Source organism: Agromyces luteolus (assembly GCF_009729855.1).
GTDB lineage: Bacteria > Actinomycetota > Actinomycetes > Actinomycetales > Microbacteriaceae > Agromyces > Agromyces luteolus.
The window spans coordinates 16,614-34,088 of record NZ_WODA01000014.1 but is presented as its reverse complement, the minus strand read 5'-3'; the positions used below and the strand labels follow the sequence as shown (position 1 = coordinate 34,088).

Genomic DNA, 17,475 nt, shown 5'->3' with positions numbered 1-17,475 from the left:
CCCCCCTCTGCGACCTCGCCCTGCCATAGACCCTCGCCCGTGACCGCGCGGGGAGGTGCGGATGTCTGAGTGGGTCCTCCTCGGCATCGGATTCCTCCTCACGGTCGGCACGGGCCTCTTCGTTGCGAGCGAGTTCGCGCTCGTGAACCTCGACCGCGCCGACCTCGAGGCGCGGCGCGCCAGGGGTGAGACCCGACTCGGGCTCACCATCGAGGGACTCAAGATCACCTCGACGCACCTCTCCAGCGCGCAGCTCGGCATCACGCTGACCACGCTCCTCACCGGCTACACGATGGAGCCCGCGATCTCGTCGCTGCTCGCGGGCCCGCTCGCGGCGATCGGCGTGCCGCAGGCGCTCATCCGGCCCGTGGGCGCGATCACGGCCGTCGTCGTCGCGACCCTCCTCTCGATGATCATCGGCGAGCTCGTGCCGAAGAACTTCGCGCTCGCCCTGCCGCGGCAGACCGCGAAGGTCGTGATGCCGTTCCAGACGGCGTTCACGTGGGTGTTCCGCCCGGCGATCGCGCTGCTGAACGGCAGCGCGAACCGGCTGCTGCACCTCGTCGGCATCGAGCCGAAGGAGGAGCTCTCGGGCGCCCGGTCGGCCGAGGAGCTCTCCAGCCTCGTCCGACGCTCGGCGAGCGCCGGTCTCCTCGAACAGGACACGGCGACGCTCCTCGGGCGGACGCTCCGCTTCTCCGAGCACGACGCGTCCGACGTCATGACCCCGCGTCCGCGCGTCGCGGCCGTGCAGCGCACCGAGTCCGCGGAGGCCGTGCTCGAGCTGGCGCGGCAGACCGGGTACAGCCGCTTCCCCGTGTACGACGACGACCTCGACGACGTCGTGGGCATCGTGCACGTCAAGCAGGCCGTCGCCGTGCCGCGCGAGAAGCGCGAGGTCGTGCCGGCATCGGCCCTGCAGTCCGACGCGCTCCGCGTCCCCGAGACCATCAAGCTCGACGCCCTCCTCGGCGAGCTCCGCGGACGCGGGTACCAGATGGCCGTCGTGGTCGACGAGTACGGCGGCACGGCGGGCGTCGCGACGCTCGAGGACCTCGTCGAGGAGCTCGTCGGCGAGGTCGCCGACGAGCACGACCGCACGCGCGCGGGCGTCGTCCGGCGCGGGGAGTTCGTCAGCTTCCCCGGGATCCTGCGGCCCGACGAGCTGCTCGATCGCACCGGCATCCGCGTGCCCGAGGACGGCGCGTACGAGACCGTCGCCGGGTACGTGATGGCGACGCTCGGGCGGCTGCCGATCGTCGGCGACGAGGTCGAGGTCGAGGGCGGCACGTTCCGCGTGCAGCGCCTCGACGGGCGACGCATCGACCGGATCCAGTTCTCGCCCGTCACGGTGCCGACCCGGGCGGACGCCGCCCCGGAGGCCGCCGTCGGCGGGGTCGACGCGAGGGAGGCGGGCCGATGAGCGACTGGGCAGGACTCGCCTGGCTGTTCGTGCTGCTGCTCGGCAACGCGTTCTTCGTCGGCGCCGAGTTCGCGGTCATCTCCGCGCGGCGCTCGCAGATCGAGCCGCTCGCCGAGCAGGGCAGCCGCAGCGCGAAGACCGCGCTGTGGGCGATGGAGCACGCGACCCTCATGCTGGCGATGAGCCAGCTCGGCATCACGATCTGCTCGCTGCTGATCCTGACGGTGTCGGAGCCCGCGATCCACCACCTCCTCGAGTACCCGCTCGAGCTCACCGGCTGGTCGCCCGAGGTCGTCTCCACGATCGCGTTCGTGATCGCGCTGCTGCTCGTGTCGTACCTGCACGTGGTCCTCGGCGAGATGGTGCCGAAGAACCTCTCCTTCTCGCTGCCCGACCGGGCGGTGCTGCTGCTCGCGCCGCCGCTCGTGTTCACGGCCCGGGTCTTCCGGCCGGTCATCGTCGCGCTGAACGCGACGGCGAACGGCGTGCTGCGGCTCTTCGGCGTGCAGCCGAAGAGCGAGGCGACCTCGACGTTCACGCTCGAGGAGGTGCAGACGATCGTCGTCCAGTCGCGCCGCGAGGGCGTGCTGGAGGATGCGAGCGGCACCCTGACCGCGGCGTTCGAGTTCACGACCAAGAAGGTGCGCGACGTCGCCGTGCCCATGGCCGAGCTGGTCTGCCTGCCGGCGGATGCCACGCCCGGCGACGTCGAGCGCGCGGTCGCGCGACGCGGGTTCTCGCGGTACGTGCTCGCGGGCGGCGACGGCGAGCCCGTCGGGTACGTCCACCTGAAGGACGTCATCGACCTCGACGACGACGAGTCCGACGATCCGATCCCCGCCAAGCGGGTCCGCCGGGTCGTCTCGATCTTCGACGGGACCGACCTCGAGGACGCCCTCGCCACCATGCGGCGGCTCGGGACGCACCTGGCCCGCGCGTTCGACGACCAGGGCCGGACGACCGGCGTCATCTTCCTCGAGGACATCATCGAGGAGCTCGTCGGAGAGGTGCAGGATGCCACCCGGAGGGGGTGACGCGGCGGCCTCCCGGTCGGCGTAGACTCGCAGCGTCTCCGAGAGATGAGGTGGTCTCATGTTTGAGAACTCGATGACGATGGCCGTGCTCGCAGCATCCGACTTGGAGCGGGCGAAGCGGTTCTGGCACGACACCTTCGGCCTCGATCCGGTCTCGACCGAGATGGGCGGCGCCACGTACGTCGTGGGCGGTGTGGCCGTGCTCGTCTACGAGTCCGAGTTCGCCGGCACGAACAAGGCGACGGCGCTCGCCATCATGACCGACGACCTCGATCGCGACATGGCCGAGCTCCGTTCCAAGGGCGTCGTGTTCCACGACTACGACATGCCCGAGATCAAGACAGTGGACGGCGTGGTCGACGACGAGGGCGAGCGCGGAGCGTGGTTCGACGACAGCGAGGGCAACATCCTCTCGCTCGCGCAGCCCAAGTCCGTCACGCTCGACCAGGCGAGGCAGATGCTCGCGGGCGCGTCCGCCTGAGTGTCGCTCGCGTCCGGGACACCCGGACGCGAGCGCCTCAGAACTCGCCGTCGTTGACCTCCGGCCGTGCACGGCGGTACTGGGGCGGCCAGGGCGCGGTGTCGGCGCCGAGCGCGTTCGCCGCCCGCAGTGCGAGATGCGGATCGCGCATCATGGCCTTCCCGAACATGACCGCGTCGGCCGCGCCGGATGCCACGAGCCGTTCGGCCTGCTCGGGCGTCGTGATGCGGCCCACTGCCGACACCGACACCCCCGCCCGGCCGCGGACGAACTCCGCGTGCGCGGCCTGGTAGGCGGGGCCGACCGGGATGCGGACGTCGCGGACGAGTCCGCCGGTCGAGATGTCGAAGAAGTCGGCGCCCGCCTCGGCGGCCCAGCCCGCGACGATCGAGGTCTGCTCCTCGTCCCAGCCGCCCGGCGCCCAGTCCGTCGCCGAGAAGCGCACGAACACGGGCATCCGCTCGCCGACCTCGGCGCGCACCGCGCGCACGATCTCGAGCAGCAGGCGCGCCCGGCCCTCGAGCGAGCCGCCCCAGCGATCGTCGCGCGCGTTCGACAGCGGCGACAGGAACTGGTGCACGAGGTAGCCGTGCGCGGCGTGCACCTCGACGACGTCGAAGCCAGCGGCCACGGCGCGCCGGGCGGCGGCCCTGAAGTCCTCGATCACGGCGAGGATGCCCACCTCGTCGAGCGCGACCGGGGTGCGCAGCCCGTCGAACGCGATCGACGACGGCGCGACCGTCGTCCAGCCGCCCTCCTCGAGCGGTTGCGATCCGGCCCTCGGCACCGTCTCCGGCCACACCGACGCCTTGCGGCCCGCGTGCGCGAGCTGGATGCCCGACGCCGCGCCCTGCGATCGGAGGAACCGGGTGATCCGCGCCCAGGCGTCGGCCTGGGCGTCGTTCCACAGGCCGGTGTCGTAGTCGGAGATGCGACCCTCGGCGTTCACCGCGGTCGCCTCGGCGATCACGAGGCCGGCGCCGCCCGCCGCCATCGAGCCGAGGTGGACGAGGTGCCAGTCGTGCGGCACGCCGTCGCGCGCGGTCACCGAGTACTGGCAGAGTGGCGGCACCCAGACGCGATTGCGGATCTCCAGCCCGCGGATCCGGATCGGGCGGAAGAGTGCGGGCGTGTCCGCGGGCGCGTCGGCCACGGCGAGGGCGTGGAGGCTCATGCGGCGAGGCCCCGCAGCCACGACTCGAGGCCGGAGGCATCCGTGAACACGTGCCCGGCACCGCCGACCGCGATCGCGCCGTCGACGTTCACCGGCTTGTTGTCGACGAACACGAGCTGGTCGGGGGAGATGCCGAGCTCGCTCATGACGTGCGCGAAGATCTCGGCCTCCGGCTTGACCACCTGCAGTTCCCCGCTGACGAACACCGCCTCGAACAGCGGCGCGAACGAGCCGTGGCGCAGCCAACCGCCGAAGTCGGGGCCGGCGTTCGACAGCAGCGCCAGTCGGGTCCCGCCGTCGCGGAGCGCGTGCAGGACCGCGAGCGTGTCCGGGTCGACGCTGAGCCAACCGCGGTGGTCGATCGCCCACAGCTCGTGGACGTCGATCGGCGACCAGGCTGCGCCGATGTCGTCGGCGACCAGGGCCCAGTAGTCGGCGATCGCGAGGGTGCCCCGGTCGAGCTCGTCGCGATGCGCCCAGTACGCGGCCCAGAACGCCTCGGCGCGGTCGCCGCCGATGCCCGCGCGCGCGAGGAGCGCGGCCCGGTCGGCCTCGGACGGCGAGTGCGAGATCACCTCGCCGTAGTCGAACACGACCACTCGGGGCGACAGGGCGATCGGCGGGGGGATGGTCGCAGGCATGCCCATCAACCTATCGTTGGCACCATGGCAACCGGCACGTGGCGCGAGTGGACCGCCGACGACGCGTCCGCCTGGCTGAGCCGGCCGGGTGCGGACGACGACAAGTACCGACGCGGCGTCCTCGGCGTGATCACCGGCTCGCCCGACTACCCGGGTGCGGCCGTGCTGGGCGTGCAGGCCGCGTACCGCACCGGGGTCGGCATGGTCCGCTTCACGGGTCCGCGCTCGGTGCGCGAGGCGGTCCTCGCCGCCCGGCCCGAGACCGTCGGCGTGGCGGGGCGCGTGCAGGCGTGGCTCCTCGGCTCCGGCATGGACCCGTCCAAGCGATCGTTCCGGCTCGGCGGCGACCTGCAGCGCGCCCTCGCCTCCGGACTGCCGACGGTCCTCGATGCCGGCGGGCTCGACCTCGTCGGATCGCACCTCGGTCCGACCGTCATCACCCCGCACCGCCGCGAGCTCGCGCGGCTCCTGAGCGAACGGGACACGGCCTGCGCCTTCGAGGACGTCGACGCCGACCCCGCGGGGTGGGCCGAGCGGACGGCGGACCTCCTCCAGGTGGCCGTGCTGCTGAAGGGCGCCGTCACGCACGTGTGCGACCCCGAGGGGAACCTGTTCACCGTCACGGCGTCCACGCACTGGCTGGCCAGCGCCGGAACCGGCGACGTCCTCGGCGGCGTCGTCGGGGCGCTCGCGGCCACCCACTCCGAGCGCCTCGCGCGCGATGCGACGGCGATCACGCACCTCGCCGCGACGGCGGCGTTCATCCACTCGGAGGCGGCGCGCCGCGCGAGCGAGGCCTGGGACGGCGGTCCGGTGACCGCGCTCGACGTGGCGAACGCGGTCCCGTCCGTCGTCGGCGGGCTGCTGCGGCGGTGAGCCGCTCGCGAGGGTCGCGCGGCTAGGCTCGGATGCCATGGCGGAGTCCGGCACCGACGTCGCGGGGCGCCGACCCGGGGCCCCGCGCCGCATGACCTCGCGCCTCGGCGGGCGGACGGCCCTCTGGGTCGCGTTCGGGGCGGTGCACGTCGGGCTCGCGCTGCTGAACCTGTACGCACCCGGCTGGCCGCTCGGCGACGTCACCGCGGTGTACCGGGTCTGGGCGGAGACCGCGCAGCTCGGCTTCCTGCGCATGGGCATCGACACGCCGTGGGTGTACCCGATCCTGGCGTTCGCGCCCATGACGGCCGCGCTCGCGTTCGGATCGGCGTGGTACGGCGTGACCTGGCTCGGCATGGTGACGGTCCTCGACGCGATCGCGTTCTCCGTACTGCTCGGGCGGGGGCGCCTCTCCCGGCGACGCCGCGCGGCGGCCTGGTGGTGGATGGCGTTCCTCCTGCTCCTCGGTCCGATCGCGCTCGGCCGCCTCGACGCCGTCACGGTGCCGTTCGCCCTGGCCGGCCTGCTCTGGGCGGCGGGGCGACCACGCGTGGCCGCGGTGCTCATCACGATCGCGACCTGGATCAAGGTGTGGCCGGCGGCGCTCGTCGCGGCGATGCTCGTCGCGCTCCGGCGCCGGTTCGACGTGTTCACGGTCGCCGCGACGCTGTCGATCGGGATCGTGGGGGTCAGCCTCATCGCCGGCTCGGGTGCCAACGCGTTCGGCTTCGTCGCCGAGCAGGCCGGGCGGGGACTGCAGATCGAGGCGCCGCTCGCGGTGATCTGGCTGTGGTGGATCGTGGCGGGCACCGACGCGGCGACCATCGCCTACGACCAGGACATCCTCACCTTCCAGATCGAGGGCCCGGGGGCGGATGTCGCGGCCGCCCTCACGACGCCGCTGATGCTGCTCGGGCTCGCCGCCGTGCTCGCGGCGGGCGTCCGGGCGGCGCGCCGCGGCGCGCACGTCGGTTCCCTGCTGCCCCCGCTCGCGGTCGCGTTCACCGTGGTGCTCATGCTCGCCAACAAGGTGGGGTCGCCGCAGTTCGTCACCTGGCTCGCGGCGCCGGTCGTGCTCGGGCTCGTGCTCGGCGGGTCCCGGTTCCTCGCGCCGGCGTCCATCACGGCGGCGATCGCGCTGCTCACGCACGTCATCTACCCGTACTGGTACGCCTGGCTCCTGATCGCGAACCCGGGGTTCGTCCTGCTCCTGACGGTGAAGGTCGGGTTGCTGTTCGTCCTGCTCGGTTGGTCGGTCCGCGCCGTGTGGCAGGCTGGGAGCGATCGGCGCCCCCGAGCGGCGTCGTGACCTCGGGCGCCCCGCGCGCCGCCGACCCCAGGGAGGAACACGCATGCTGGTGGCGTTCTCGGTCGCACCGAGTGGGACCGGACGGAGCGACGGATCCGTGCACGACGCCGTGGCGGCGGCCGTGCGGATCGTGCGCGAGTCCGGACTGCCGAATCGCACGACCTCGATGTTCACCGAGGTCGAGGGGGAGTGGGACGAGGTGATGCGGGTGGTGAAGGACGCGTGCGACGCGGTCGCCGACTACGGCTCGCGGGTCTCGCTCGTGCTCAAGGCCGACATCCGCCCCGGGTACTCGGGCGAGCTCGACGCGAAGATCGACCGGCTCGAGGCCGCGATCGAGACCGACGGCTGAGCCGCCGTCGCCGTCGGGTGCGCCGCGCGGACGCACGGACGCACGGGCGCCGTCGTCCGACGTGCCCGTTTGTCGAATCGATTCGATCCGTGCGATGATCGAGCGGTGACCCCCGACGCCGACGGGCCGACGACGCCGTCGCCGGCCCGCATCCGATTCGCCCTCCTCGCCCTCGCGATGGGCGGCTTCGGCATCGGCGCGACCGAGTTCGTCGCCATGGGCCTGCTGCCCGACATGGCCGCCGACCTGCTTCCGGGCCTGTCGGCCGAGTCGACGGACGCCGCGAACGCCGCCGCCGGCTGGATCATCTCCGCGTACGCGCTCGGCGTGGTCGTCGGCGCCCCCACGATCGCCGCCGCCGCCGCACGCTGGCCGCGCAAGCGGCTGCTCCTGGCGCTCCTCGCCGCGTTCAGCCTCGGCACGATCGCCTCCGCGCTCCTGCCCACGTTCGAGCTCGTGGTCGCGGCGCGCTTCGTCGCCGCACTCCCGCACGGCGCCTACTTCGGCATCGCCTCGCTCGTCGCGGCGAGCCTCATGGGCCCGGGCAAGCGCGCCCGCGGCGTCGCCCTGGTGCTCTCCGGGCTCACCATCGCCAACGTCGTCGGCGTGCCGCTCATCACCTGGCTCGGCCAGCAGGCGGGATGGCGGGTCGCCTACCTCGCCGTCGCCGGCATCTTCGTCGCCACGTTCCTCGCCGTCGCCGTCGCCGTGCCGTGGCAGCCGGGCGACGCCGCGGCCACGATGAAGCGGGAGCTGCGCATCTTCACGCGCGCCCAGGCGTGGTTCGCGCTCGCGATCGGGGCCATCGGCTTCGGCGGACTGTTCTCCGTCTACAGCTACGTCGCGCCGCTCGCGACCGACGTGACCGGCCTGCCGACGGGCGCCGTGCCGTTCGTGCTCGTCGTCTTCGGCCTCGGCATGACGATCGGCAACCTCGTCGGCGGGCGGCTCGCCGACTGGAGCGTTCGCCGGTCGATGTACCTGTTCTTCGCCGCCCTGGCGGGCGCGCTCGTGCTCCTCGGCTTCACGGCGCAGCATCCGCTCGGGCTGGGCGTCGGCGTCTTCCTCGTCGGCGCGTCCGCCGCGGCCCTGTCGCCCACGATCCAGGCCCGCCTCATGGACGTCGCGCGGGACAGCCAGTCGATCGCCGCGGCCCTCAACCACTCCGCCCTGAACATCGGCAACAGCCTCGGGGCGATCCTCGGCGGGATGGTCATCGCCGCCGGACTCGGCTACGTCGCCCCGGTCTGGGTCGGCCTCCTGCTCACCATCGCGGGCAGCATGCTCGCGATCGGCACCTTCGCGCTCGACCGGGCGCGACAGCGCCGCGGCATCCCGCTGCCCTCGGTGACCGGCGCGTTCGGCGCCATCGGCGACTGACGGCGCGATCGGCGACCGACGTCGAGGCGGCCTACTCGGACTGCAGCAGGATGCCGTCGGCGATTGCGCGCTTCCGGAGCGCGACCTTCGTGCCGACGTCGTAGCCGGCGAGGCGGTACTTCTCGCGGATGCGCTTGAGGTAGCTCTTGGCGGTCTCCTCGGAGATCCCGAGCTGGAACGCGACCGCCTTGACCGGCTGGCCCGCGCCGTAGAGCGCCATCACGCGACGCTCCTGGGCGCTCAGGCGCGGCGCGGCGCCATCCGCCTGCAGTGCGTCCTCGAGCTCCTGCGACAGGTACTGGTCGCCGTTCCGCGCCGCGCGGATGGCCTCGACGATGGTCTCGACCGGCTCGGACTTCACGAGGTAGCCGAGGGCGCCGGCGCCGAGCGCCTCGCGGACGACCGCCGGCTCGGAGTACGTGCTCATGAGCATCGTGCGCACTCCGGCCGACTTCAGCGTCGAGAGCTTGATCGAGATCGGGATGTTGTCGCGGAGGTCGAGGTCGAGGAGCACGACGTCGACCGGGAACTCCGGATGCGCGAGGAGTTCGGACCACGACGGCACCGCGGCGACGAGGTCGACGTCGTCGGTCGCACCGCGGAGCCACTCCGTCAGGGCGCCGAGGAGCATTCGGTGATCATCGACCACGGCGAGTCGGATGGGCGGCAGCTCGGGTTCGGGCACGTCAGGCTCCCCTCGGGTTGACGGCGCTGGGCGGCGCCGGGTTCCGGACCGTGGGGTCGATCCGGCACTCGAGCTCGATCCGGAACCCCTCGGGACCCGGAACGATCTCGTGTACACCGACATTATCGAGTGCGTCCCATGTCGCCGCATCGACGCGGCGCGCCGTGAGACCCGAGACGTCGAGTCCGATCGCGACGGCCGCCAGTTCGCCGGGTCGCGGGCCGTCGTCGGGGCCGTCGTCGTCCGGCACCCCGATCTCGCACTCGCGGCACTGGACGCGGACCTCGAGCGGCGGCTCGTTCGCCTTCCGCCGTCGCTGGCCGGCGATGAGCCAGAGCGCGAGCAGGAGGCCCTCGCGCTGGGACGAGGAGAGCAGCCCGGCGAGGCCCAGCGCGTCGTCGACGCTCACGCGCCGGCTGAGGTACGCCGACTCGGTGACCGCATGCCGCAGCCAGGTGTCCGTCCGTCCCTCGATGAGCCGGATGCGCAGCCGGGCGGCCAGGGTTCCCGCCCGTTCGGCGGCCTCGGGCGGGAGCGGGATCGAGATGCGACCGGATCCCACGTCCTCGAGCAGCGCCTCCGCGTCGTAGTCGAGCTCGGCGAGCTCCTCGGACGCGCGCATGCCGACCGCCGAACGGGGGGTCGCGACCGTCGACTGCACCAGCGAGAGGTCGAGCTCTCGGCCGACCAGTCGCCGGAACCCGCGGACGCCGATCGCGACGAGCACGACCGGGACCACCGCCGTGGCGGCGATCGCGAGTCCCGCGACGGTCCAGGAACCGGCGGTCCGCGCCTGGAGCGAGGCCGCGACGGCGAGGACGGCGGCGATGACCGCGGATGCCGCCACCGGGGTGCGCGTCTCGCGGAGCGCCGCGACCGGCAGGAGGAGTGCGGCGGCGGCCGGCGCGGCCGTCGGCGTGATGCCGAGGTGCAGGAGGCCCGCGGTCGCGGAGAGGTCCATCGCGACCGGCACCGCGAGCGCGGCCAGGAGGAGCACGTGCGTCCAGTCCGCGACCCGCGTCAGGCCCCGGGTGGCGACGACCGTGGCGATCGCGACGACCGCGAACGCGATCCACGCCGGGCCCGACCCCGTGCCGGGCGGGAAGACGCCGATCAGTCCGATCGCGTGCGCGAGATGTGCGAGGACGATGACGCCCGACGCGGCGGTGATCCCGATCGCGAGGCGGCGGCCGCCGTGGGCGCTGCGGATGTCCTCCGCCGCGCGGGCGGACCGGCTCGGGCGATCGAACTGGATCTCGTGCGTCGTGTCGGGCGTCGCCTCGACCTCCGGGGTGCGGCGGAACGGATTCACGGCTTCGGCACCTCCAGCATCACCGTCGTCCCCGAGCCGGGCGAGCTGAAGACCCTCGCGCGACCCCCGACGGCGTGGAGGCGGCCGACGACCGACTCGGCGAACCCGAGGCGCGCCGGATCGACCGCGGCCGGCTCGAAGCCGGCGCCCTGGTCGGTCACCATCGCCCGGACGGTGTGCTCGTCGTCGGTCACCGTGACGTCGGCGACGCTCACGCCCGCGTGCCGCCGGACGTTCTCGAGGCACTCGCCGAGCGCGCCGAGGAGCGCATCGAGCGCATCCCTCGGCAGGACGAGGTGGTTGGCGCCGTGCCAGTTGACGTCGAGCCCGAGCCGCGCGAAGCGCTGCCGGACGGATTCGAACGTGGCCCCGAGGCCGTCGTCGGAGGACTCGGGCGAGAAGATCGCGCTCGAGCCGCCGTCGAGCGGGGCGCCGAGTCGCAGCTGCTTGAGCAGCCGTGCGTCGTCGCCGGCCTGCTGCCGGAGCGGGCCGGTGCCGACCCCGACGCCCGAGTGCGCGAGGAGGCTCAGCGTGGCGAGCACGGTGTCGTGCAGCACCCGGGCGTCCTGGCGCTGCTGCGCCTCGGATTCGCTCGCCAACCGCTCGGCCTCGTGGGCGCGGCCGACCTCGTCGATCCGCTCGGCCGCGCGGTCGATGGCGCGGGCGAGCCAGGTGCCGACGATCACGCACGCCATCCAGCCGGCGGCCGTGGCGATGACGACGAGGCGGACGTCGGCGCCGGATGCCGCGGACGCGCCGAGCGCGACGAGGACCGACGCGGCGCTCGCCACGATCACCGCGGGGCCGGTCGGCCGGACCACGAGCGGGATCGCGAGGGCGCCGGTCGACAGCGCGCCGACGGCGGCCATCGCGGTCGCACCCGCCGGATCGAGTGTCGGGTCGATGCCGATGACGAGCAGCAGTACGATCGCCGCGGCCATCGCGCCGATCGTCGCGGCCATCGCGCCGCGCGCGGTCGCGAGGCCCACGAGGACCGCCATGCCGACGACGAGCGCGGCGGCGAGGGCGAATCGCGACGGCCCGATCGCGCCCGGGACCACCAGGCACGCCAGTGCGATCGCGGCACCGGTGAGGCCCCCGACACGCGCGAGCCGACGCAGCAGTCGGTCGCGCTCCTTGTCGATCCGGCGCATGCCACCCCCTCGCCCGCCCGCGCCGTCGCTCGCGCGCGCGGCAGCGTTCTTCTCGAAGATAGCTCAGAACGTCCCCCGTATGCGGGACAGAGGGCCCGAAGCGGGGTGTCGCGTCCGGATCCGGTCAGGCCGCGAGGAGCCGGCGGAGCTCCGTGGCGACGGCGTCGTCCTCGATCAGGAACGCATCGTGTCCGTAGTCGGAGCGCAGCACGACCGGCTCGTCGCCGTGGATCGTCCTCCGGACGCCGGCGGCGATCTCGCGCTGGCCCTCGAGCGAGAAGTACCGGTCGCTGTCGATGCCGAGCACCAGCGTCGTCGCCTCGATGCGGGCGAGCGCCTCGGCGACGCCCCCGCGGCCGCGGCCGACGTCGTGCGAGTTCATCGCCTCGGTGAGCGCGAGGTAGCTGTTGGCGTCGAACCGACGCGTGAACCGGTTGCCGTGGAAGTCGAGGTAGGACTCGACGGCGAAGCGGCCGCCGCCGCCGAGCGGATCGAGCCCGGACTGCCACCCGCGTTCGAACCGCTGGTTGAGCTCGACCGGCGTGCGGTAGTTCAACATCGCCATGCGCCGGGCGAGCGCGAGTCCGCGCGTGGGCCCCTCGCCGTCGGGCGCGTCGTAGTAGGCGCCTCCCCGGAACGCCGGGTCGCTGCGCACCGCTTCGAGCTGCACGGAGTTCAGCGCGATCTGGTCGGCGGTCGTCGCCGCCGGTGCCGCGAGCACCGCGATGCGCTCGACCGCCGCGGGCGCCATGAGGGCCCACTCGAGGACGTGCATGGCGCCCATGGAACCGCCGACGACCGCCGCGAAGCGCTCGACGCCGATCTCGCGGGCGAACGCCACCTGCGCGGCGACCTGGTCGCGGATCGTGACGAACGGGAACCTCGCGCCCCACTCGACGCCGTCGGGCGCGAGCGATGCGGGACCGGTCGAGCCCTGGCATCCGCCCAGCACGTTCGGAGCGACGACGAACCACCGATCGGTGTCGATCGCACGGCCCGGGCCGACGACGCCCGGCCACCAGCCCGCGCTCGCGTGCGCCGGGCCCGCGGGGCCGACCACGTGGCTGTCGCCGGTGAGCGCGTGCAGCACGAGGATCGCGTTGTCGCGCCCGGGGGAGAGCGTGCCCCACGTCTCGTACGCGATGCGCACGTCGGGGAGGCGCTGGCCGGACTCGAGCTCGAGGTCGCCGATCCTCACGAACCTGCGGTCGCCGACCGGATCGCCCTCCCGCCACGCGCCGGTCGCGGGCGCGCGACCGGCGAGCTGGTGGGCGGCACGCGCCTCGGGCACGACGCTCGCGGGCATCGTCTCCGAGGTCGTCTGCCAGTCCATGCTCCGATTCTCCCCGACGGGGCGGGCCGGCGCGGCACTGTTACGACGGCCCGTGAGACGACGGATGCCGCGACCCTCGCGGGACGCGGCATCCGTGCGATCGGCGCTCCCGTGCTAGACGCGCGCCGCCTCGGTCGCGCGACGCGCCGCGGCGAGGCCGGCCTCGAGGTCGGCCTTGAGGTCGTCGACGTTCTCGATGCCCACCGAGAGGCGGACGAGTCCGGGCGTCACGCCGGTCGTGAGCTGCTGCTCGGGCGTGAGCTGCGAGTGCGTCGTCGACGCCGGGTGGATGACGAGCGAGCGCACGTCGCCGATGTTCGCGAGGTGGCTGAAGAGCGACAGGCCGTCGACGAGCGCGCGGCCGGCGTCGACGCCGCCCTTCAGCTCGAACGAGAGCACGGCCCCGACGCCCTTCGGCGCGTACCGGTTGGCCGCCGCGTACCAGGGGCTCGACGGCAGGCCCGAGTAGTTGACGTGGGCGACGTCGGGGTGGCCGTCGAGCCACTCCGCGATCTCCTGCGCGTTCTGCGTGTGCCGCTCGACGCGGAGCGAGAGCGTCTCGATGCCCTGGATGAGCTGCCATGCGCTCGCCGGCGCGATCGACGAGCCCAGGTCGCGCAGCAGCTGCACGCGCGCCTTGATGACGAACGCCAGGGGGTCGCCCACGGCGGCCGTGTAGCTCGCGCCGTGGTACGACGGGTCGGGCTCGGTGAGGCCCGGGAACTTCTCGACGTTCTTCGACCACTCGAAGCGGCCGCCGTCGACGATGACGCCGCCGATGACCGTGCCGTGGCCGCCGAGGAACTTCGTGGCCGAGTGGATGACGATGTCGGCGCCGTGCTCGAACGGGCGGATGAGGTAGGGCGTCGCGATCGTGTTGTCGACGATCAGCGGGATGCCGGCCTCGTGCGCGATGCCCGAGACCAGCCCGATGTCGAGGATGTTGATCTTCGGGTTGCCGATGGTCTCGGCGAAGAACAGCTTCGTGTTCGGGCGGACCGCGCGGCGCCACTCGTCGGCGTCGTCCTGGTTCTCGACGAACGTCGTCTCGATGCCGAGCTTCGCGAGCGTGTACTTGAACAGGTTGTAGGTGCCGCCGTAGATCGAGCTCGACGAGACGATGTGGTCGCCCGCCTGCGCGATGTTGAGCACGGCGAACGTCTCCGCCGCCTGGCCCGACGCGACGAGCAGCGCACCGCTGCCGCCCTCGAGCGCCGCGAGGCGCTCCTCCACGACCGCCTGCGTCGGGTTCATGATGCGCGTGTAGATGTTGCCGAACTCGGCCAGCGCGAAGAGGTTCTGGGCGTGCTCGGCCGAGTCGAACACGTACGACGTCGTCTGGTAGATCGGCGTCGCCCGGGCCTTCGTCACGGGGTCGGGCGCGGCACCCGAGTGGACCTGCTTGGTCTCGAAGCGCCAGTCGGCGGCGTGGTCGGCCATGAGGGACTCCTTCACGAAACGGGGGTGCGGTCTCCGCCGCATCCGCCGCCCACCGTACGTCCGCCCCGTGACGGGCTCAACGGATGCCGCAACACGGCGTCATTCGCGCGCGTCGGGCTTCCGGCGCTCCGGCCCCGGGTCCTCCGGCAGCGGCGGCAGCGCATCGGGCGGGAGCACGATGGTGCCGGTCGCCGTCGCCGGCTCCGGCCGGAACAGCCACCTCGCGCGCGGCTCGACCAGCGGGCGGAAGATCCGTCGCACGGGCTTCAGCGAGAGCACGACCGAGACGCCGACGCAGAAGACGATCATCGCGGGAAGGACCCACCACGGCTGCTCGCCCTCGAGGAGCGGGGTCTCCCTCAGGGGGAAGAGCACGAACGAGTGCAGCAGGTAGATGTACATCGTGGCGCCGCCGAACGCGGTGAACGGCGTCGTGCGGCGCGGCATCAGGACGAGGAACGCGACCGCGAGGAGCATCGCGAGCAGCAGCAGGAACAGCCGGATGGCACCGGACCAGGGCTCGTCGTAGCCGATCGCCTCGTACGACTCGTCGTAGAGCATGAAGCGCCGCAGCCTGAGGTCGCGCCAGGTCTCGATCGCCATGGGCAGCACGACGAGGAGCACGGAGAACAGCGCGATCGCTCCCGCCCGCCATCGCCAGGTCGCCGCCGTCGACAGCTCGAGCCACCGGTCGGTGATCCGCATCTGCCGCAGCTTCCAGCCGAAGACGAAGAACGGGAACATGCCGAACGTGCGCGTGAGCGCGAGCGTCGAGTCGATCTCGACGGCGTAGCCGGCACCGATCGAGATCGCGATCGCGATGAGCAGCGGGAACCGCAGGAGCACCAGGTACGGCAGGGCGATGCGCCAGATCGCGAGGGCGATGAGGAACCACAGCGTCCACGAGGCGGTCGTGTAGTCGAGCACGAAGTCGCCGCCGAGGGCGAACCGGATCACGGTCCAGATCGTCTCGAAGATGAAGTAGGGGAAGACGATGTCGGTGAGGACCTGCCGCATCGCGCGCGCGTTCGGCGGTCCGGACTTGGCGAAGTACCCGGAGACCGTGACGAAGACGGCCACGTGGAACGAGTAGATGAAGAGGTAGACGCTGTACGCCGCGTCGTCCTCGGCGATGAGCGGCAGGATGCCGTGGCCGATCACGACGAGCGTGATCGCGATCCAGCGGGCGTTGTCCCAGAGCGGCACGCGGCGCTTGCGATGCGGCGGCCGGTGGGCATGGGGCATGGTGGTCGGCTCCATCCGCCCATTCTCCCGCACCGGTCGACGGCGGCGTCCCGGCGGCCTCCTCGGGCAGAATGTCGGCATGGACCAGTTGCGCGCAGTCGTCACGGGAGCGAGTTCGGGGATCGGGGCCGCCACGGTGCGGGGGCTCGTGGCTGCCGGCTGGGACGTCGTCGCGGTCGCCCGGCGCGGGGACCGCCTCGCCGCGCTCGCCGAGGAGACGGGCGCGCGGGCGTTCGTCGCCGACGTGACGAGCGATGCGGATGTCGCTGCGCTCGCCGAGCACGTCGCCGCCGCCGGCGGCGCGCACGCGCTCGTGAACAACGCGGGCGGCGCGAAGGGGCTCGCGTCCGTCGAGGAGTCCGACCTCGACGACTGGTCGTGGATGTTCGAGGTCAACGTGCTCGGCCTGAAGCGCGTCACGAGCGCGCTGCTGCCGCTCCTGCGGCGCGGCGCGGTCGACCGGGGCGTCGCCGACGTCGTGAACGTGACCTCGATCGCCGGGCACGTCGCCTACGTCGGCGGCGGCGGGTACAACGCGGCGAAGTTCGCCGCGCACGCGGTGACCGAGGTGCTGCGGCTCGAGCTGAACGGCGAGCCGATCCGCGTGATCGAGGTCGCACCGGGGATGGTGCGGACCGACGAGTTCGCGCTCGTGCGGTTCGGCGGCGACCGCGCCCGCGCCGACGCGGTCTACGACGACGTCCCCGAACCGCTCGTGGCCGAGGACGTCGCGGGCGTCATCGTCGATGCGATCTCGAAGCCCCGCCACGTCGACCTCGACCTCATCGTGGTCAAGCCCGTCGCCCAGGCCGCGCCGTACCGGCTCGCCAAGGGCGAACTGGTCGTGAAGGCGGAGCCGGGCGCATGAGGATCGGGCGCGTCGAGCGGCGCCATCGGTGGGTCGCCCGCACCGCACCCGCGCTCGCGATCCTCGGCTTCCTCTTCGTCGCGGCGTACACCGTCGGAGTCCTGGCTCCCGACTTCGCCGGCGAGTGGCGCCACATCCTCAACTCGGTCCTCGTCGTGACCTGGGTGGCGTTCCTGGTCGACTTCGTCGTCCGGCTCGTGTTCACGCCGACCGGTGAGCGATGGCGGTACACCTGGCACCACCCGATCGAGTTCCTCTCGGTGCTCATCCCGGTCTTCCGCGCACTCCGCGCCGTGACCCTGCTGCGCCACATCCCGATCCTGCAGCGCCGGACGGCCGACACGGTCCGGGCGAACTTCGTCATCACGTCGGTCCTGTATGCGGCGATGTACGTGTTCTTCATCGCGCTCGCGACCCTGCAGGCCGAGCGCGACGCGCCGGGCGCGACGATCACGAACTTCGGCGACGCGCTGTGGTGGGCGGTCGTCACCCTCACCACCGTCGGCTACGGCGACACCTATCCCGTGACGGCCCTCGGCCGCACCTGGGCGGTCTTCCTCATGATCGGCGGCATCGCGATCGTCGGCGTCGCCTCGGCGACGATCATCTCGGTGCTGAACGAGCGCCTCAACGCGCTCCGGCACGGACACTCGCCGGGCGGTGCGCTCGCCGAGCGCGAGGGGCTGCTCGCCGACGAACCCGACGTGCTCGAGGGCGAGGGCGTCGCCGACGCCGATGCCTCCGACAGCGACGCGTCCGGCCGGTAGC

Annotated in this window: 17 protein-coding genes; 9 read left to right on the top strand and 8 right to left on the bottom strand. The window is 72.8% G+C overall.

Features of this window, described 5'->3' with window-relative positions:
* Positions 1 to 61 precede the first annotated feature (61 nt).
* Genes GLX25_RS07550 through GLX25_RS07540 form a run of 3 tightly spaced genes read left to right on the top strand, consistent with a single transcriptional unit; the run spans position 62 to position 2,938 of the window.
* Positions 62 to 1,423: a hemolysin family protein gene (locus GLX25_RS07550; RefSeq protein ID WP_155841797.1), complete on the top strand. Its 1,362-nt coding sequence runs from the start codon at positions 62 to 64 to the stop codon at positions 1,421 to 1,423.
* On the top strand, positions 1,420 to 2,457 hold the full coding sequence (locus GLX25_RS07545; protein ID WP_155841795.1) for a hemolysin family protein: 1,038 nt from the start codon (positions 1,420 to 1,422) through the stop codon (positions 2,455 to 2,457). The genes GLX25_RS07550 and GLX25_RS07545 overlap by 4 nt, the downstream gene beginning before the upstream one ends.
* Before the next feature lie 58 nt (positions 2,458 to 2,515).
* A complete protein-coding gene (locus GLX25_RS07540) occupies positions 2,516 to 2,938 on the top strand; it encodes a VOC family protein (protein WP_155841793.1) in 423 nt (140 codons plus the stop codon).
* A 37-nt stretch (positions 2,939 to 2,975) separates the two neighbouring features.
* On the opposite strand, the gene GLX25_RS07535 is transcribed toward GLX25_RS07540, so the two are convergent.
* Positions 2,976 to 4,112, bottom strand: a complete 1,137-nt coding sequence (locus GLX25_RS07535; protein WP_155841791.1) for an NADH:flavin oxidoreductase/NADH oxidase — start codon at positions 4,110 to 4,112, stop codon at positions 2,976 to 2,978.
* Entirely contained in the window at positions 4,109 to 4,753 is a 645-nt protein-coding gene (locus GLX25_RS07530; RefSeq protein WP_155841789.1) for an HAD family hydrolase, read from the bottom strand. Before GLX25_RS07530 ends, GLX25_RS07535 begins: the two co-directional genes overlap by 4 nt.
* Before the next feature lie 24 nt (positions 4,754 to 4,777).
* On the opposite strand from GLX25_RS07530, the gene GLX25_RS07525 reads away from it, so the two are divergent.
* The 4 genes from GLX25_RS07525 (at position 4,778) to GLX25_RS07510 (ending at position 8,670) form a co-directional block, all read left to right on the top strand.
* Positions 4,778 to 5,629: an ADP-dependent NAD(P)H-hydrate dehydratase gene (locus tag GLX25_RS07525; protein WP_155841787.1), complete on the top strand. Its 852-nt coding sequence runs from the start codon at positions 4,778 to 4,780 to the stop codon at positions 5,627 to 5,629.
* A 37-nt stretch (positions 5,630 to 5,666) separates the two neighbouring features.
* Positions 5,667 to 6,938 carry a glycosyltransferase 87 family protein gene (locus GLX25_RS07520; RefSeq protein WP_155841785.1) on the top strand — a complete coding sequence of 424 codons (1,272 nt, stop codon included), beginning with the start codon at positions 5,667 to 5,669 and terminating at the stop codon, positions 6,936 to 6,938.
* Positions 6,939 to 6,981: 43 nt separating this feature from the next.
* Positions 6,982 to 7,290 (top strand): thiamine-binding protein, encoded by a 309-nt coding sequence (locus GLX25_RS07515; RefSeq protein WP_155841783.1) that lies wholly within the window; start codon positions 6,982 to 6,984, stop codon positions 7,288 to 7,290.
* Between the two features lie 105 nt (positions 7,291 to 7,395).
* Positions 7,396 to 8,670 (top strand): MFS transporter, encoded by a 1,275-nt coding sequence (locus GLX25_RS07510; RefSeq protein ID WP_271192507.1) that lies wholly within the window; start codon positions 7,396 to 7,398, stop codon positions 8,668 to 8,670.
* A 31-nt stretch (positions 8,671 to 8,701) separates the two neighbouring features.
* Here GLX25_RS07510 and GLX25_RS07505 read toward each other — a convergent pair whose 3' ends face one another.
* The 6 genes from GLX25_RS07505 to GLX25_RS07485 all read right to left on the bottom strand — a co-directional run bounded on the left by GLX25_RS07505 (position 8,702) and on the right by GLX25_RS07485 (position 15,854).
* Complete coding sequence (locus GLX25_RS07505; RefSeq protein WP_271192508.1) at positions 8,702 to 9,355, bottom strand: response regulator transcription factor; 654 nt, start codon at positions 9,353 to 9,355, stop codon at positions 8,702 to 8,704.
* A gap of 1 nt (position 9,356) precedes the next feature.
* Positions 9,357 to 10,667, bottom strand: coding sequence for a hypothetical protein (locus tag GLX25_RS18805; RefSeq protein ID WP_240898229.1), 1,311 nt, complete (start codon positions 10,665 to 10,667; stop codon positions 9,357 to 9,359).
* Positions 10,664 to 11,821, bottom strand: a complete 1,158-nt coding sequence (locus GLX25_RS07500) for a sensor histidine kinase (protein ID WP_155841779.1) — start codon at positions 11,819 to 11,821, stop codon at positions 10,664 to 10,666. The genes GLX25_RS18805 and GLX25_RS07500 overlap by 4 nt, the downstream gene beginning before the upstream one ends.
* Positions 11,822 to 11,945: 124 nt before the next feature.
* A complete protein-coding gene (gene metX / locus GLX25_RS07495) occupies positions 11,946 to 13,154 on the bottom strand; it encodes a homoserine O-acetyltransferase MetX (RefSeq protein WP_155841777.1) in 1,209 nt (402 codons plus the stop codon).
* A 114-nt stretch (positions 13,155 to 13,268) separates the two neighbouring features.
* Positions 13,269 to 14,594, bottom strand: a complete 1,326-nt coding sequence (locus GLX25_RS07490; protein ID WP_155841775.1) for a bifunctional o-acetylhomoserine/o-acetylserine sulfhydrylase — start codon at positions 14,592 to 14,594, stop codon at positions 13,269 to 13,271.
* Between the two features lie 99 nt (positions 14,595 to 14,693).
* Positions 14,694 to 15,854, bottom strand: coding sequence for an acyltransferase family protein (locus GLX25_RS07485; RefSeq protein WP_166548578.1), 1,161 nt, complete (start codon positions 15,852 to 15,854; stop codon positions 14,694 to 14,696).
* 64 nt (positions 15,855 to 15,918) lie between these two features.
* On the opposite strand from GLX25_RS07485, the gene GLX25_RS07480 reads away from it, so the two are divergent.
* Positions 15,919 to 16,707, top strand: coding sequence for an SDR family NAD(P)-dependent oxidoreductase (locus tag GLX25_RS07480; RefSeq protein ID WP_155841770.1), 789 nt, complete (start codon positions 15,919 to 15,921; stop codon positions 16,705 to 16,707).
* Positions 16,704 to 17,474 (top strand): potassium channel family protein, encoded by a 771-nt coding sequence (locus GLX25_RS07475; protein ID WP_155841768.1) that lies wholly within the window; start codon positions 16,704 to 16,706, stop codon positions 17,472 to 17,474. The genes GLX25_RS07480 and GLX25_RS07475 overlap by 4 nt, the downstream gene beginning before the upstream one ends.
* The last annotated feature ends 1 nt before the right edge of the window (position 17,475 follow it).

Coding starts and splice junctions, on each gene's coding strand:
- GLX25_RS07550 (WP_155841797.1), top strand. CDS start 62: ATGTCTGAGTGGGTCCTCCTCGGCATCGGATTCCTCCTCACGGTCGGC.
- GLX25_RS07545 (WP_155841795.1), top strand. CDS start 1,420: ATGAGCGACTGGGCAGGACTCGCCTGGCTGTTCGTGCTGCTGCTCGGC.
- GLX25_RS07540 (WP_155841793.1), top strand. CDS start 2,516: ATGTTTGAGAACTCGATGACGATGGCCGTGCTCGCAGCATCCGACTTG.
- GLX25_RS07535 (WP_155841791.1), bottom strand. CDS start 4,112: ATGAGCCTCCACGCCCTCGCCGTGGCCGACGCGCCCGCGGACACGCCC.
- GLX25_RS07530 (WP_155841789.1), bottom strand. CDS start 4,753: ATGCCTGCGACCATCCCCCCGCCGATCGCCCTGTCGCCCCGAGTGGTC.
- GLX25_RS07525 (WP_155841787.1), top strand. CDS start 4,778: ATGGCAACCGGCACGTGGCGCGAGTGGACCGCCGACGACGCGTCCGCC.
- GLX25_RS07520 (WP_155841785.1), top strand. CDS start 5,667: ATGGCGGAGTCCGGCACCGACGTCGCGGGGCGCCGACCCGGGGCCCCG.
- GLX25_RS07515 (WP_155841783.1), top strand. CDS start 6,982: ATGCTGGTGGCGTTCTCGGTCGCACCGAGTGGGACCGGACGGAGCGAC.
- GLX25_RS07500 (WP_155841779.1), bottom strand. CDS start 11,821: ATGCGCCGGATCGACAAGGAGCGCGACCGACTGCTGCGTCGGCTCGCG.
- metX (WP_155841777.1), bottom strand. CDS start 13,154: ATGGACTGGCAGACGACCTCGGAGACGATGCCCGCGAGCGTCGTGCCC.
- GLX25_RS07490 (WP_155841775.1), bottom strand. CDS start 14,594: ATGGCCGACCACGCCGCCGACTGGCGCTTCGAGACCAAGCAGGTCCAC.
- GLX25_RS07485 (WP_166548578.1), bottom strand. CDS start 15,854: ATGGAGCCGACCACCATGCCCCATGCCCACCGGCCGCCGCATCGCAAG.
- GLX25_RS07480 (WP_155841770.1), top strand. CDS start 15,919: ATGGACCAGTTGCGCGCAGTCGTCACGGGAGCGAGTTCGGGGATCGGG.
- GLX25_RS07475 (WP_155841768.1), top strand. CDS start 16,704: ATGAGGATCGGGCGCGTCGAGCGGCGCCATCGGTGGGTCGCCCGCACC.